Below are 16,330 nucleotides of genomic sequence, written 5' to 3'. Positions count from 1 at the left end.
GAGCAAGAGTACATAAAATAAGAAGGCTGTCAGGCAAAAGTTTCTGGGTAAGAAGGAAATTATACAGTGTGCCTTATCAAAAACAGATTGAATTTGAAAAGCTGCAAAGTTTTAGTGATGGTGTTGAGCGATAAAGAAGGTGTAGTATACGACATATGGTATCATCCAGGAAGCAAGCATGAACTAACATCGTTGAGAGAAAAGCTAAAGAAAAGTGGATGCTTGAAGAAAGCGATAGAAAGCAAACAGGTAATAGGAGACAAAGGATACAGAGGAAGCTTGGTAGTGGACGTATGTGAGAAAAAGGAAGAGAAAAGCAAAAGACAACCGGTGGGAAGTGTGAATTCGATATTGAAGAAATTCAACAAGATAAGTGGCTGGAGGTTGGGGATAACGTTGCTTGTGTACCTTTATTCTTATGCGATTGGATATAGCTATTTCAGAAATCTATTGGATTTCGTGTGTTCTTGAATTTCTCACTCAACGTATGTTAAATAAAAATAAATATTTTTCTGCACTATCTTGTGGTATAATTAAAAAAATCTTTTTTTGCCTTACTTTTTAAGAATGAGCAATACGCTTTGAGTTAAGTAAGATACGGATATTTCGTAGGTAACACAATCCGATGGAGGTAAGAATATGATGAGAAAATCTGAAAGTAACAAGAAAAAGTCTGTGTTCAAGAATTTGGAGAAGATTAGAAGAGCACTTTTCTTACTTGCCATACTACTGTTATTAAGCATATCCGTAGCTGGTATATTTCAACTGAAAGCCAATAAAGAATACCAGCAGATTAAAGAAACGTTCAGGATAATCAACCGTGCTGTTCTTGATAAATCATTCGCAGCGGATTTGATAGATTATATGAAAAAATATAAATACGACTACACAGTTTTCGAAAATGCTTTAAAGTCAAACCAAATGGAAGTCGTTGATGAGCAAATCAGAGAATTTGCAAAGCACATGACCAGTTATGAACAAAAGATGCTGACAAACCGCTTCAGAAGTTTCATGTGGTCCTTGGTGTTTTATTTCTTTTTGTTTGCTTTCGTCTACTTTCTCTTCGAGTTAATTTACCGGCAAGTTATTTCACAAGCTTCCAAGATATACAATACAATTAAAAATACTTATGAATCGCTGTACATAGATAAGATTCCACAAATCGAACCAGAAGTATCTGAAGAAGATGCAATTTTAAACGAATTAGTAAGAGAAGTGAATTTACGATACGATATAGTCCAGTATTTCAGGTCACTTCCTTACGTCGAGACACTCGAGGACTACGTAAAAGTAATAGGCGAACATGTTTGTGGTTTCTTCGATGCAGGAAGGTTCTCATTTGCTTTAGTTTCTGGGGATTTAGCCATTGCCGAAAGCGTGTATTTTGTAGAAAAAGACAAAGTACCATTTCTTAACAAAGGTTTTGCGCAGAAATTGGATGAGACTTCCCTTGGAAGAATAATTAAAGAAGATATAAAATACAGGATAATAAAAGATTTAAGAAAAGTCGACTCGATAAGTGCAAAGCTCATAGTCAAAGAGGGATTTTTGTCGAATATGACAGTACCTGCTGTTGTAAACAATCGTGTGATAGGATTTTTATTTTTATCCGCCAGCGAACCAAACCACTTCACAGAGGAAGACGGAAAACTGTTTTACATAATATCGTTGTTGGTTTCTCCCAAGCTTTACCACGCGTTGACTCTCCAGAAAATAATAGCCAACCTTGGTGGGTCGTTCCTTGACCTTGTGGAGTACAGAGACAACGAAACGGGAAACCACATCAAAAGAGTTGCAGAATATTCCAGAATATTAGCGCAGGCACTAAAGTTGGAACCCAAGCTGATTAGGGAAATATACGAATTCTCTCCGTTACACGATTTAGGAAAGGTTGGCATACCAGATAGAATACTGCTCAAGCCTGGAAAACTCGATGAAAATGAATGGGAAATAATGAAAAAGCACGTCGGTATAGGTGAGATGATCCTCAAAAATTTTGCACAGAACAGCCAGGAATTTATAAGTGAAAAAGCCCTGCAAACAGCAATAAATATAGTAGCTGACCATCACGAAAAATGGGACGGCAGCGGCTATCCGAGAGGAAAGAAAGGCGAGGAGATAAGCATAGAAGGCAGAATAGTTGCAATCGCAGATGTCTTCGATGCGTTAACTACGAAAAGACCATACAAAAATGCATTTTCGTTCGAAGATTCAGTAAAGATCATTCAAGAACAAGCTGGAAAACACTTCGATCCCAAGTTAGTTGAGTTGTTTTTAGAAAATCTTGATAAGATATACAACATCTACAATGAATTAAAAGACGTAGAAGAAGAAACAGTAAAAATTATCGACTCTGACGAAGCAAAAAATCAGCAGTGAAAAAAATTCTGCGCATTTGAAACGTCTCATATCCAAAAAACTTGCGCCACATTTTTGTACAAAATTTTTGGAAAACGCTCAAAAGGACGGTGCTTTCAACCGTCCTTTTTTTCTTAACAGTCCGTCAGTTTGTTTTCAAGAATGTGCGAACGCTTAAAGAGCGATATGTGAATCAATAAGATGTACTCTGAGCATTTTTTGTTCTTGCGAGAAAATATGGTATAATAGTACGAACAACGAACTAATTGGGGGTGGCTTTTGTGGAAAAAATAACATTCGATGATTTGTTGAAATTCAAGTTTATTTCTGGATTAACACTTTCTCCTGATCGACTGAAACTTGCTTTTGTTGTTCATGATATGAATAAAGATGAGAATGGTTATACCTCTAACATCTGGATTTACGATATTCAGAAAGGTAAACTCTCGCAGCTCACATCTTCAAACAAAGACAGCTCACCAATTTGGTTGGATAGCTCAAGGATTCTCTTTGTCTCATGGAGAGAGGAAAAAGACAGAAAGAGGAAAGAAAACGGTGAGCCAGTAACACCGTTTTACGAAATAACCGTTGAAGGTGGCGAAGCAAAGCGCACTTTCGAACTGCCGTTCTTTGTCGAGCGCTTAAAGAAATTGAACGATGAGGTCTTTCTATTCACAGCAGTGTACGACCACAGACTTGGTGAGTTTTGGAAATTGAGCGATGAAGAGAAAGAAAAGCTACTCAAATCTTTGAAAGAAGAAAAAGACTACAAAGTCGTTGATGAAATACCTTTCTGGGCAAACGGTTCTGGGTTTACGAACAAGAAACGATTGAGACTTTTCAAATACAATATTCAAACCCAACAAATCAGCCCCATCACCGACGAATATTCCAACGTAGAGTACATCTCTGACAGCCCCGATGGAAATGCTGTCCTGTACATTTCCAATACCTTCAAAGACGTCATGAAAATGCCTAATGATTTGTACCTTTACGATGCGCAAAAAGATGAATCGATTAAATTGACTCACCACGACCACTTCATGTACGAACTTGCTGAGTTTGTGGATGGGAAGGTAATCTTCGCTGGAAGCGACATGCGAAGATATGGAATAAACGAAAATCCGCAATTCTACATACTCGATATCTCAAGTAATCGGGTAGAACCGATAGCGCCTGATTTTGATGCGAGCATCGGCAACAGTGTGAACAGCGACTGCAGATTTGGTCGAAACAGAGCTATTAAAATTGATGGTAAGTACCTGTATTTTGTGAGCACGCAATGGCACGATGCTCAGTTGTTTAGAATAGACCTCTCTGGAACCATTGAGCAGCTCACATTCGAAACTGGTTCGGTCGATGGTTTTGATGTTGTAAATGGACAGATTTTCTTTGTTGGATTGCGAAACATGAAACTTCAAGAAATCTACGAGCTTGTTGGAAAACAGGAAAGGCAAATCACACAATTCAACGAATGGGTGCAAAAGGAGAAATACATATCCAAACCAGAAAGATTTACATTCACCACAAAAGATGAAACAACAACAATCGAAGGCTGGGTTATGAAGCCCTTTAACTTCGAACCTGGGAAGAAATACCCTGCCATCTTAGAAATCCACGGTGGACCGAAGACAGCCTATGGAGAAGTCTTCATGCACGAAATGCAGCTACTTGCAAGTGAAGGATACGTTGTCATGTTCTGCAATCCGCGTGGTAGTGACGGAAGAGGCAATCAATTCGCAGACATCAGAGGAAAATACGGCACAATAGACTACGAAGATATCATGCAATTTGTGGATGAGGCAATAGCAAAATACGAATTCATTGATGAGAATAGGATAGGAGTAACTGGTGGATCGTACGGCGGCTTTATGACCAATTGGATTATCGGCCACACGGATAGATTCAAGGCGGCAGTTTCCCAAAGAAGCATTTCAAACTGGATAAGCAAATTCGGAACGACGGATATTGGATACTTCTTTGTCGAAGACCAGCAATTAGCAACACCATGGAGTGACTTTGAAAAACTCTGGTGGCACTCACCGATGAAATACGCAGACAAAGCTAAAACACCAACACTTTTCATCCACTCTGATGAAGACTACCGCTGCTGGCTTGTTGAAGCAATCCAGATGTTTACATCGCTCAAATACCACGGAGTTGAAGCAAAATTAGTGATATTCAAAGGAGAAAACCACGACCTGAGCAGGAGTGGTAAGCCGCTGCATAGGTTGAGAAGGTTGAAGGAAATTGTAGGGTGGTTTGAGAATTATCTGAAGTAAACTATACAAAGACCGCAAAACATCCCTTGGTGAAAAGCCAAGGGATGTTTCTGACTTTTAACCCCACTTTTCGATAAATGAAAGTGTGGTTTTATCATCGCCAAAAGCACTTTTGAGAAAAATTCCGAATAAAACTCGCAAATTTTTGCCCTTCCCAAAGCTTCCTTTTTCTATTTTAGATTTCTTTATGTTGAAACACAAACCAATAACACTTGCGTATGCATCTTTTCTATACCTATCATCGACCTCATTCCGTGCTTTCTATATTTTTCCCATACATATCGAATGATTACCTTCGTGTGATTCTTGATATCTATACACCTACCTAAATCTTCATATTTTCAGCATACTTTTGATCCATTTGAATTCTTTGTATCCTTTTGTCTTCGTTGTTGAATACAAACCTAATTCTTACTAAACGTATTGAAGTGAGGAACAGTATCAGAAAATGCAAAAAATCATCTATATGCAATTTTGTTTGTACTTCCTTTATGGTTTGGCACACGGATTTTGCGCTGAGAATATATGTGATTATGGTAAGCTTAGTTAACACAACAAAGCCAACTTGGTCTACAATTGTTCAAGCAGCACTTGTCTTCAACAAAGTCTATCTGAAATTAAAATCAATACCTTTTCGATTTTTTAACAAAATGGTTGTGAGTGGCAACCTACTATACAAAGATGAATTTGATAAGTTCTGTGCGTGATTTAACCTTTGTGACACAAAGAATAAGAGCCTGTTTTGAAAAAGTTCTTCTTGTGTGTAACTACACTCGAAAAAGCTTTACTTTATCAACACTTTGAGTCCTAAAGAAGAGAATGGGTTTTGTAGAAAGCCACTTAAAATGCAAATTAACAAACTGTGTATGATAAAGAATGAACATGCGAAGAGTAGAAAATTGCAATTTTTTTGGTTCCTTTTGAAATACTCATAAAAGATACAAACAGCAGTTTACTTTTTTTGGAAAATAAGCTCGAAGAGCAGTCTGAATTGGCAAAAATGTTCGGTATTACTGAGAATGAGTGAAAAATGTAAACTATTTGGTATACTAAGTACAAAGAGCACACCATCAGGAAGTCAGATTTAAACGTTTTAAGAGTTTACAATATTGGAGTGGTTTTATAAACAGCAGTTATTGTTCATGCAAGCTCAAATGTCTTTTCTAAATGTGGAGTTCGGCTCTTAATAGTATCTCAAACCTGGAGGTGCATAGGTATGGAAAACCATCCGCTTGAGGAAATACTTGAAAGAAAGTGGGAAGAGTACAAAACCAAAGTGAAGGAGGGTGGTAACGCTCAAAAAATATACCAAGAAGAAGTATGGCCCATACTCTTACAACTCTGGAAAGAAAGACCTAAGGTTATTCCAGCACCAAAGAAATTCGACATATCGATCCACACTTTGGGCACCAGTCCAGAAGCGACGATTCTTGCTATTCTTGGTACGCAGGCTGATGAGATTTATATACTACACACTCCGGAGACAAAGGCGTTTATAGCCAAACTTGAAAACGAAACGGGCAAAAAGACTTATCCCATCGAAGTAGGTAAAAGCGACGTTGCAGCAATATACAATGAAGTAATAAAAATACTTGAAAAGAATCCGGACAAATGGGTAGCGCTTGACCTCACAAGTGGAACGAAAGCAATGAGTTCAGGTTTAGGAGCGGCAGGTTTCTTTTTCAGAAGATTTTTTGACAAGTTGCGAGTAGTCTATGTTGACAACGACCTATACGATGTTGAAGTAAGAAGACCAAAAGCAGGAAGCGAACGCATGGTTATACTCCAAAGTCCTCACGAAGTATTAGCAGATGTAGACTTACTACTTGCTCTTGAACATTATGAAAAAGGAGACTACATCTCAGCTCAAAGATACTTCCTACAAGCAAGAGAAAAAACAGGTAGCAAAAAATACGAAATATATGAAGACATAAGCCTTATGTACGCATTTTGGTATAACCTAAACTTCCAAAAAGCGTATAAAAAATCAGTTCAGATCATTGAAAAATTAAACGACGAAAAACATTCAAAACATTTAAAAATACTTAATTACAATTATCTTTTCGAACAATCAGAGTTACTCAAACACATGAACGAATTTATTGAAACAGAGAATTACAAAAACAAAATAGGTGTTATAGGACTATCTGAGACTCTGCTCAAGCTAAGTAAAGAAGCATCAAAAAACGAAGAACTGGCATTATCAGCATTGTACTCTTACAGAGCCTTAGAACTACTACTCCAGCACAGAATACATGAATTAGACAAACCAATTGAAACAGAAAAAATTCCCTCACAAGAACTGGAAATGCTTAAACAAAAACTATCAACGCTCCTTAACCAGCCACCTGATTCAATAAAATTCAAACCCAAACTTGGACTACTTGAATTAGTCGTTTACCTAAGCATTCTAAATGATGACGCAGTAAAAGAAGTATTCGATCAAGAAAGTATAAAGAAACTCTGCTGGAACTTGGAGGCAAGAAATGCATCGCTATTAATACACGGTCTAAAAACTCCAAGCGAAAGGGAAAATGAAAGATTGCAAGAAAAGGCCGAAAAACTGGCGAAAACAATCAAAAAATCAGAAGATGTTTCGTTCTCTGTAGAAGCGCTAAAAATTGACAAAGGGATCTTAAGATTTGAAGAATTATAATCCTTAATTATACACCGTTAATTTTCTTCCGCTCACTTATGCCCATTCTCTGGTTGAACTCTCAGAGAACGGGCTGTCTTTTTTTCCATCATCTTCAACTTGACATCACCACTCAAAAAATGCTAAAATTTGATTGTACCAAAACATCTGTTGAAACGCCCAGCATAGTGGTAGCCAGTAAATGAGATAAACTCCGAACATCGTTTATTTATCAATACCTACGGTCATTGACAACAACAAAATTATCACCTCTAATATGTCGAAAATCACGTATTTGTGCTGGTACTCGCTCATTTTTGAACTATTTTCAAAGTATGTTTTTACAAAAAGCGTTTATTCATCAGCGTTCCAAAATTTCATTCGCATCACGAACAACTTTTCCCTACCTATTGTTACAACAATATTTCAAAGTGAAAAACTAACGAACGGTTAGAATTGATGCTTATGCAAGTGGTAACAAGTCAAAGTACCGGTAGGGAATCAGCATGGATATTAGAAGATCTGCAACTGTTAGTCAACCACAAACAAATTTTAAACACGCTAAGATTGGGGGTAGGGAAAATCGCATTCCAGAATATATTTATTTATGCTTATTTTGGAAGGATACGGTAGGAAAGGTGATTCTCTCTGAAAGAGATGGAAAGATGACTATGAGTAGCTTGCCTAACCGTTTGCAGTATATAGTAGGAAAGGTGATTCTCTCTGAAAGAGATGGAAAGCCATCCAGTCCCATCAGCATCTGATTGCCAGTTATGTCGATGTAGGAAAGGTGATTCTCTCTGAAAGAGATGGAAAGCAGTGTATCACCTCTTTCGAGGGACACACTGATCCTGTTGTAGGAAAGGTGATTCTCTCTGAAAGAGATGGAAAGATGGTATACAGACGCAGAAGATGGCAAAGCTAATAGCACGCGTAGGAAAGGTGATTCTCTCTGAAAGAGATGGAAAGTGATATCCTTGAGTTTCTACATACGAATCTTCAAAAGTTTCGTAGGAAAGGTGATTCTCTCTGAAAGAGATGGAAAGTGTAATCTAATTCGGTGATTATCCGCGCAGCCAACTGTCTTGTAGGAAAGGTGATTCTCTCTGAAAGAGATGGAAAGTAAATCTACATTTCCAATATACTTGTTCTTGAACTTTATTTGTAGGAAAGGTGATTCTCTCTGAAAGAGATGGAAAGGTTGGGAATCACCTCGATTCCCAACATCTCACTTACTACGAGTAGGAAAGGTGATTCTCTCTGAAAGAGATGGAAAGATTTCTATGGCTTTAAGCATGGGTTCTCTCAGGTACGAGTAGGAAAGGTGATTCTCTCTGAAAGAGATGGAAAGCACTCGCCGTCGTGGCGCGCTAATTCTACTAATTCATTCATGTAGGAAAGGTGATTCTCTCTGAAAGAGATGGAAAGCCGCCGCATGGGGTTTCACCTCCTTTTTTTATTTTTTTTGCGTAGGAAAGGTGATTCTCTCTGAAAGAGATGGAAAGGTAACTTTCGAATGTTGGTACTACCTTGATAGTTTGCACCGTAGGAAAGGTGATTCTCTCTGAAAGAGATGGAAAGGTTTAATCTTGATTCGTACACGTACCACAAAATAATAAAAGTAGGAAAGGTGATTCTCTCTGAAAGAGATGGAAAGGTGCCCTATTGCAGACTGGTAATCACCAGTCTGCAACATTTGTAGGAAAGGTGATTCTCTCTGAAAGAGATGGAAAGATGTAATTTATTCCGGTTTGCCCTTCAGTGCGAGGTACTTGTAGGAAAGGTGATTCTCTCTGAAAGAGATGGAAAGCCATCTAGTTTCTTTGCTATATCAACAGGCACTCCGATTCGTAGGAAAGGTGATTCTCTCTGAAAGAGATGGAAAGGAGAGCTCGAAACAACGCATTGAGAGACGCCATTCATGGGGTAGGAAAGGTGATTCTCTCTGAAAGAGATGGAAAGTCACTTCAAAAAACCTTCTGGCTTTTGTTGGAATTTCGCTGTAGGAAAGGTGATTCTCTCTGAAAGAGATGGAAAGACTGTGAATGTGTGTTGATATTAGCTTAATGCCGAATTTTGTAGGAAAGGTGATTCTCTCTGAAAGAGATGGAAAGCCGTAAAACGTATGCAACAATCTTAACCGTATTGTCCTTCAGTAGGAAAGGTGATTCTCTCTGAAAGAGATGGAAAGCATCGCATTGTGGGATACCATTCGTGGGAATATGGTTCGAGTAGGAAAGGTGATTCTCTCTGAAAGAGATGGAAAGTTTAATCTTGTCTCGTAAACGTACCACAGAACGATGAAGGTAGGAAAGGTGATTCTCTCTGAAAGAGATGGAAAGCATAGAAACGTACCATTCATGGGAATATGGTTCCAAATGTAGGAAAGGTGATTCTCTCTGAAAGAGATGGAAACGCGATGCCGTCTTTAAATTCGAAAAACCTTCTGGCTTTTTGTAGGAAAGGTGATTCTCTCTGAAAGAGATGGAAACCTGCCCATCCTGCACCCTCAAAAATCAGTGTCTTTTTGTAGGAAAGGTGATTCTCTCTGAAAGAGATGGAAACTTTTTGATTAGTCTTACAATTCTTAAGAAGTCAGCAAACGGTAGGAAAGGTGATTCTCTCTGAAAGAGATGGAAACTGCTTGCTGGTTTTATAAACTTTTGACTTTTCAACGAAAAGTAGGAAAGGTGATTCTCTCTGAAAGAGATGGAAACCACGAGCATAAGTTCTGAGGGCTTCAAATACTAGAGCCCGTAGGAAAGGTGATTCTCTCTGAAAGAGATGGAAACGAAAATAACGATTGCGAAGAATAAAATCCATACGATTACTTGTAGGAAAGGTGATTCTCTCTGAAAGAGATGGAAACCGAAAAAAAGGTTCCTGGAGGAAATCATTCCTCCAGGAACCGTAGGAAAGGCACTTCTCTCTGAAAGAGATGGAAACGCGCAGGTCATATATCTGAAAACCTACACATTATCGGGGAATGTGGGAGTATGGCGTTCTGGCCGTACAGAGATATCGTAGCACTCAGCGGGCTGATTGCACTGGCTGAAAGTTACGGTGTGAAGTATACGAATAAGGCTATAAGGTATTTGAAGAAGTTTAAAGATATTATCCCAATAGTAGAATTTGTGATTGATGAAGTAGTAAATGCTTTCCGTGAACCCAAGCTTTTGCTTGATACAGTGACTGATAAATACAGCTATGAAATTCTTGCTTTGTTTGTCAGCACAGACGAAGAATTTGACGAAGCATATGAGAAGATACTTTATATTTGACTGAGATATTTAGATGAGCTTGATAATTGCCGCGGGGATTTCGATGTCACGTTGCATTAATAGTCTTCATTCGGTATTACCGCACCAGACTACCAAGAGTTCAAAAGAATATTATTCAATACTATCAGTAAAATAGCTCACAAACGTGGAAGTTTCAGATTCACTGACCGAATCAGGGTAGCATATCGTGAGTACGATTTTAACAGATACAGGGTCGTCGTCATACCACTACATCACAAAAGATGGTGAAAAATTCAAGTTTATTGTGTCAACTGAAAATCGAGAAATTGATAAAATGGAGCACTTTGGAGGATATGTACAACAGCAAGAGCCAGAAAGGTTATATCTTAGAGAGCATGGCAATTATTATGCTATATTCTTCCTAATTAAATTATTTGTACTCATTTGTGTTTAATTTCATCTGTTGAAAGGAGGTGCTGTGGGGTATAAAATACTTCTGAAAGGCTTTGTATAAAGGACGGGATGAGGATTTGAGATATGCAAGCTCAGAAATAGTAATCGTGGTCATCATTCTTCTTCTAATTCCAACACTCTTGGAACCAGCTGTTTGGGAGGTTAAGTTGGAGATAGGATTAAGTAGTTTAAATTATCAATTTAGAAAATATGTTGAAGATTTTGTTAGAGAGTGTTCAAAGGAAGGAATCAGTGTGTGGATATATGAAACTTGGCGTTCGAAAAAAAGGCAGCAGGCTTTGTATGCTCAAGGGAGACAACCACTAGAGATAGTAAATGAAAAGCGTAAAGAAGTAGGTCTTCCTTTGTTACGAGAAAAAGAAAATAGATATATTGTCACAAGACTCCGTGTTTCAGCACATAACTACGGTTTGGCAGCAGATTTTGTTCCGGTTGTTAATGGCAGACCTCAGTGGAACAATAATGAACTTTGGCAAAGATGTGGCGAAGTTGCGTTAAGATTAGGTATGGAATGGGGCGGTACTTGGAAAGGGCTTTCAGACAAAGTCCACATTCAGATGAAAGACTGGCGCAAAGTGGCGACCTTCAATCATTTAGATAGGTTGATAATTGAGTAAAACCTAAAAGACCACATCTAACCAAGGTGTTCAACAAAAATGTTTGTGAGTACTTTGTCGTTTTTTATTTGATAGAAAGATAGTTATTTGAACCTCGACCTGGGTGAATGAAAAGAAGTATCTTTTGGATTTCTCCAATATCGTCTAAGACTTATCAACGATAAGGCTTATTTAACACTCGTTAGTTCTTCAAAAGTGATGTAAGCAGTTCAGCGCTCCATCGTAGCTGCGAAACTTTCACTCAATGAAGAAAATAAACAAAACAAATAGTACCCGGTTAAGATAGGAATACTCTCACTGTCTTTCTTACTGCCAAAAGCTGAAGAAGATAAGACGCTTCTTTATCAAGTAATCGGTTTCTTGTTTCAAGGATTTTTATCAAGACTTTTTGATTACCCTCCTGGGCCTGGGTGGAATTTTTCCTCTAATCTGGAAACGTCTACTTTTTGATTCCATACCTTGGTATAGGAATAGAGTATGTAACTTGGGATAAAATGTTTTCTGTTGCAGTGTACACTAATACCATTCCATTTATTGTATTTGCTATTTTACCTGAGAGGCTTGCATTGCCCATAATTCCAATTTTTGGACCGTATATTGACATAATATCTCATTCTAAAAGCTGGTGAGTTTTGGAAATTAAACGGCGAAGAGAAAGAAAAGCTTCTCAAGATTTTGAAAGAAGAAAAAGACTACGAAGTCGTTGATGAAATACCTTTCTGGGCTAACGGTTCTGGGTTTACGAACAAGAAACGATTGAGACTTTTCAAATACACAGACTGAGAAGGTTGGAAGAAATAGTTGTATGGTTTGAGAAGGGCGTTATTTAGAATAACTGGAAGATAAAACAAAAGCTGGGCGAATAATTCGCCCAGCTTTTTTGTTTTTGTGTCTCGTGTCCGATGACCAAGGTTTGTACATGTTCGAAGCAATTGCTTAGGCATGAGTTAAGGCTATGGAGTACAGCTCAAACCACAAAAGGAGATTGAACTAAATAGGAAAGGTTTAATTCTTAAACGAGATGAAATAGGCGGTAGGTGTCAGAATTATATAATTTGGTCGTTTATAATACTTAGAAGACATGAATTTGTGATGGGTAGCGAAGATTTTTATTATCAAGCCAGGTCTTCAATCGCTGATTTTACGTTAAAATGCACATTCAGGGCTTTGGAACAACAATGAGTAACATGTTAGTAATATTGGCGTTACAGAAAAAGAGTATATTAGAACTGTAACTGAATATTTTAGTAACATCCATTTAAGGTGGTGATATCATTGAGAGTGAAATTTGTTATGCGTGGGGAAGTATTTCCTGTTTCGTACAACTTTTTGACACTTGGTATAGTTAAGGAAGCTCTTAAGAATTCTAGTTATGATTACTATAGCGAACTGTTCTACTATGAACAAAAGAACAATAAGAAAGCTAAACCCTTTTGCACTGCAATCGTCTTAAGATCTTACAAAATTGAAAATGAACTATTTAGACTTGAAAGCCCCTTCGAGTTCTGGTTGTCGACACCAGATCCTACTTTTTTTACTCACCTTTACAACGGCATGATTTCATTAAAGTCTTTTGATTACAAGGGTATGAAATTCTCTTTGATAAGTGCTTCTATGTTGAATGAGAAGTTAATACTGACTGAGAAGGTCGTCTTTAAGACGATCTCGCCAATTTGTATAAAAGATAAACAAGGCAGGTACTTGGATGTAGGAGATGCCCAGTTTGTTGAGAACTTGAACTACTATGCAGATCTAATATTGAAAAACTTTCGTAAAAGGGGACTTAAGAAGTCTCTTGAGTTTCAACCGATTGATATGAAAAAGAGAGTGGTTAAGCTTGGAGACGACTTAATTGAAAATAAGAAATACTATGTCAACTCTTGGTATGGTGAATTTTTATTGTCCGGTGATCCTGAGGACTTAAATTTGATATACCAGCTTGGGCTTTCTTGTAGGCGTGCAGAGGCTTTCGGCTTACTTGAGGTAGTCGAGGTGATGTAAAGTGGTCAAAGTTTATATGAATGAATGGTTTTTCAATATGGGATTATTGGGATTGCAGAGAATCTTAGAGTATGTCGGAGCGAGATATGAGGTTATTGATAATTATTTGCTCTTTGATGAGAAGGTGTTAGATAAGTTTGGGGAGTATTACTTTGATTATTTTACCAAAGTTTACACAGACAGACAGCTTAGTAGAATGCTCAATAGACTTTCTAAAATCAAGAGTGTGGAAGATGCTGAGGGTTTGAGAAACTTTTTGACGAGTAGGTCTGTAAAAAATTTATTAGATAAGGTATCGACCATGATTGAGGAAAAGTATAAAAATAGATTGTCGGAAATAGTCACTGTATTTTCTGCCAAACGCAAAAGCTCAAAGAAATTAGAATCAGACGCAGAAGAACCTAAGGTTTCTGAAGCGTGTGAGTATCTGGAAGAGATTTTGAGACTTGTTTTAAAGGAAGATGGCTTGAGAAGAGAAATAGGTCTTACTTACTTGAGAAATGATTTTTATGATAACTTCTTTGGTCAAATAAGCTTTCTGCAAAAGACGATGGCATCCAAGGGATTTAAAAAGCACGTTGAGGTCTTTGAGAAAGACTTTGTGGAACCTGTGAAGCAGTTAATTAAAGAAGAAACAAGCGATGAAAGGTTTTTTGAAGAGAATTCAAGATCAAGAAAGTCAAAGCCCGTTCATACGTGTATGTTATGTAAAAGTCACAAAGCCGAGGTGAGTGACGATAGTTTTTTCGGTAATTTCTTTGTTCCACTTGGAATGACAAAGGTGGCACGCAATTTTATGTGGAACTTCAACGTCGCGTATCCTATTTGTAATTTGTGCATTCTTGTACTTATGTGCACACCAGCAGGGGCAACAAAAGTGAGAGATTTTGATTCGCTCGCGACTATTGTGGGCAGCGATACACAGCAATTTGGTCAAACCGATTTTTTCGCATTTATCAACGTTAGTGACAATCTGGAGAAGTTGATCGAATATAATAACTTACTAAGGTTACAAAGCGGTGATGAACATTTCTTTGAAAGTTTTGTGCAAAGTGCTATTCAGTACCATCAGCAAAGGGCAAAGTTTTACTTAAACGATATTATGGTCTTTGAGTTTCTGTCAAGGTACGAATCTAAAAAGTCAGTTATAAAGTACACTCACTTCGACGAGGGTACAGCAAAATTTCTTATCAACGAGGTAGATGAATTCAAAAAAATCCGTAGTGTAAAACATAGGAATGCCTTCTTTTCAAGAATTCTTTTCGGTGGTTCTTTATCCGACATTATATACGTTAGATTGCGTGAGGAAACTGTGGAGCAAAAGGGCAATGCAGCGTACGATGGATACAAAATGGTTATTTTGAAATCACTGCTTGATTTGTATAGAAAATACCGAGGAGGGGATGGTATGGAAGAAGAAAAGAGGGTTGTATTTGCGATTGTAAACAAAGCGTATAACAGCGGTCAGGAACTGCACAGGGTACTTAGAAACCGAGCTGCAGAAAATAAGATTCAAGGAGTAAGTTACAGACTTCTAAATTTTGCCAGGGCTGGGGATAAGAACGGTTTTGTGGACAGTTTGATTCGTATGCATGTAAGTCAATCATTACCTGTGCCGCAGATAGTGCTTGATATGATAAATGAATCAAAAGTCGATTTTGAAACGTTAGCATATGCTTATGTATCAGGGCTTCTCGGAGAACAGAAGAATAACGATGAGAGTATTGAGTAGGAAAACAAAAAAATGATGCTGTTAACTTGTAGTGATGGAAGACAATAGAACACTCATAACACGCGCAATATCATTGCCATTCAGTTTCAAGAGATTTCTCACTACACAAAAACTGTTTACGTACATTGGAAGATTGTCAATATTCTTAAATCCACGCTTGGCTCGTACAAAGTCTTGGAATAACGAAAACTTCGATTCACATTGATTGTTTTGCCCAAGTCTCACAACAATATGATTGATATTCTTGTATAGTATCTTCACTGCACCATATGCACCAAGTCCATCTGTAATTAGTTCGATTGTTCTTTCGTTGTTACCAAAGAACTTCTCTAACAATATCTTCACTTGACCCATATCGCGATATTTGGATACATGCCAAGCAACAATAAGATTCGAATCGTGCTCAACTAAGAACCAAACGTAGTACTTTTTGGATTTAAACAAAACGACAGTTTCATCACCATGGACTTTGAAAGCATCTACAGGAACGAGGATGGAAAAGAAACAAGACAACTTAAGGATCCACTTGTAGATAGCGACATGAGAGACTTTGATATTAAGTGAGTCTCTGATGGAACGCAAGGACACAGCTTTGAAATAAAGGACGAAGGCTTTAAGGACAATAAAGATAGGGAAACGGAAGAACTTGAAAGAGTCGAAAGGAAGAGGGACAAATTGAGGTAAGTTAGTTGGGATTTCGTCTCTGGTATGGCAAGAACGGCAACGGAACTTAACGAAGGCTTTTTTGATTTTGTGGATTTGCATAGTTTTTCCACAGACAGGGCATTTAGGATAAGGGAAAGAGAAGAGCTTGTGTTTTTTTGAATGAACAAGTCTGAAAGTGCGCTTACAGTCTTTGCAAAAGTATTGTTGGTTACCGTACTTATCATGACCGTTTTTGTAGATGTTGGTAGAGCCGCATTTGGGGCAAGAGACTACAGAATTTTGCATAGTGGAGTACCTCCTTTTTGTGAGAATTGATGGTGGGG

At 37.9% G+C, this 16,330-nt stretch carries 10 protein-coding genes, 1 pseudogene and 1 CRISPR repeat array; of the genes and pseudogenes, 8 read left to right on the top strand and 3 right to left on the bottom strand.

The features are described from left to right. The first annotated feature begins 93 nt into the window (after positions 1 to 93). The 3 genes from NA23_RS07860 (at position 94) to NA23_RS07850 (ending at position 4,640) form a co-directional block, all read left to right on the top strand. Positions 94 to 471: a hypothetical protein gene (locus NA23_RS07860; RefSeq protein ID WP_249477023.1), complete on the top strand. Its 378-nt coding sequence runs from the start codon at positions 94 to 96 to the stop codon at positions 469 to 471. 171 nt (positions 472 to 642) lie between these two features. Further along, entirely contained in the window at positions 643 to 2,379 is a 1,737-nt protein-coding gene (locus tag NA23_RS07855; protein WP_203225709.1) for an HD domain-containing phosphohydrolase, read from the top strand. A gap of 260 nt (positions 2,380 to 2,639) precedes the next feature. After that, positions 2,640 to 4,640 (top strand): S9 family peptidase, encoded by a 2,001-nt coding sequence (locus NA23_RS07850; RefSeq protein ID WP_033192122.1) that lies wholly within the window; start codon positions 2,640 to 2,642, stop codon positions 4,638 to 4,640. 461 nt (positions 4,641 to 5,101) lie between these two features. Here the strand turns inward: NA23_RS07850 and NA23_RS10720 are convergent. Continuing rightward, positions 5,102 to 5,268, bottom strand: a pseudogene (locus NA23_RS10720) (IS5/IS1182 family transposase); the annotation flags it as partial. 588 nt (positions 5,269 to 5,856) lie between these two features. On the opposite strand from NA23_RS10720, the gene NA23_RS07840 reads away from it, so the two are divergent. The 3 genes from NA23_RS07840 (at position 5,857) to NA23_RS07830 (ending at position 11,608) form a co-directional block, all read left to right on the top strand. Beyond that, entirely contained in the window at positions 5,857 to 7,296 is a 1,440-nt protein-coding gene (locus tag NA23_RS07840; protein ID WP_033192120.1) for a TIGR02710 family CRISPR-associated CARF protein, read from the top strand. A 608-nt stretch (positions 7,297 to 7,904) separates the two neighbouring features. Then, a CRISPR array of direct repeats spans positions 7,905 to 10,221; the repeat unit is 36 nt; unit sequence GTAGGAAAGGTGATTCTCTCTGAAAGAGATGGAAAG. Positions 10,222 to 10,271: 50 nt separating this feature from the next. Then, positions 10,272 to 10,556, top strand: a complete 285-nt coding sequence (locus NA23_RS07835; protein ID WP_062946238.1) for a hypothetical protein — start codon at positions 10,272 to 10,274, stop codon at positions 10,554 to 10,556. 467 nt (positions 10,557 to 11,023) lie between these two features. Then, on the top strand, positions 11,024 to 11,608 hold the full coding sequence (locus NA23_RS07830) for a M15 family metallopeptidase (protein ID WP_249477020.1): 585 nt from the start codon (positions 11,024 to 11,026) through the stop codon (positions 11,606 to 11,608). A gap of 439 nt (positions 11,609 to 12,047) precedes the next feature. On the opposite strand, the gene NA23_RS07825 is transcribed toward NA23_RS07830, so the two are convergent. After that, a complete protein-coding gene (locus NA23_RS07825; RefSeq protein WP_249477016.1) occupies positions 12,048 to 12,212 on the bottom strand; it encodes a hypothetical protein in 165 nt (54 codons plus the stop codon). Between the two features lie 677 nt (positions 12,213 to 12,889). Between NA23_RS07825 and cas6 the strand changes: the two genes are divergently transcribed. Together cas6 and cas8a1 are read left to right on the top strand one after the other, a co-directional pair. After that, complete coding sequence (gene cas6 / locus NA23_RS07820) at positions 12,890 to 13,609, top strand: CRISPR-associated endoribonuclease Cas6 (protein WP_236938692.1); 720 nt, start codon at positions 12,890 to 12,892, stop codon at positions 13,607 to 13,609. A 1-nt stretch (position 13,610) separates the two neighbouring features. After that, positions 13,611 to 15,341 (top strand): type I-B CRISPR-associated protein Cas8b1/Cst1, encoded by a 1,731-nt coding sequence (cas8a1, locus tag NA23_RS07815; protein WP_033192118.1) that lies wholly within the window; start codon positions 13,611 to 13,613, stop codon positions 15,339 to 15,341. Positions 15,342 to 15,362: 21 nt separating this feature from the next. Here the strand turns inward: cas8a1 and NA23_RS07810 are convergent, their stop codons facing one another. After that, the gene (locus NA23_RS07810; protein ID WP_033192800.1) at positions 15,363 to 16,292 is read right to left on the bottom strand and encodes a DDE-type integrase/transposase/recombinase; all 930 of its coding nucleotides are present in this window, start codon (positions 16,290 to 16,292) and stop codon (positions 15,363 to 15,365) included. Positions 16,293 to 16,330 lie beyond the last annotated feature (38 nt).

This window comes from Fervidobacterium islandicum, from assembly GCF_000767275.3.
GTDB classification, from domain to species: domain Bacteria; phylum Thermotogota; class Thermotogae; order Thermotogales; family Fervidobacteriaceae; genus Fervidobacterium; species Fervidobacterium islandicum.
The sequence above is the reverse complement of the archived record's forward strand: the minus strand, read 5'-3'. Positions and strand labels throughout refer to the sequence as shown.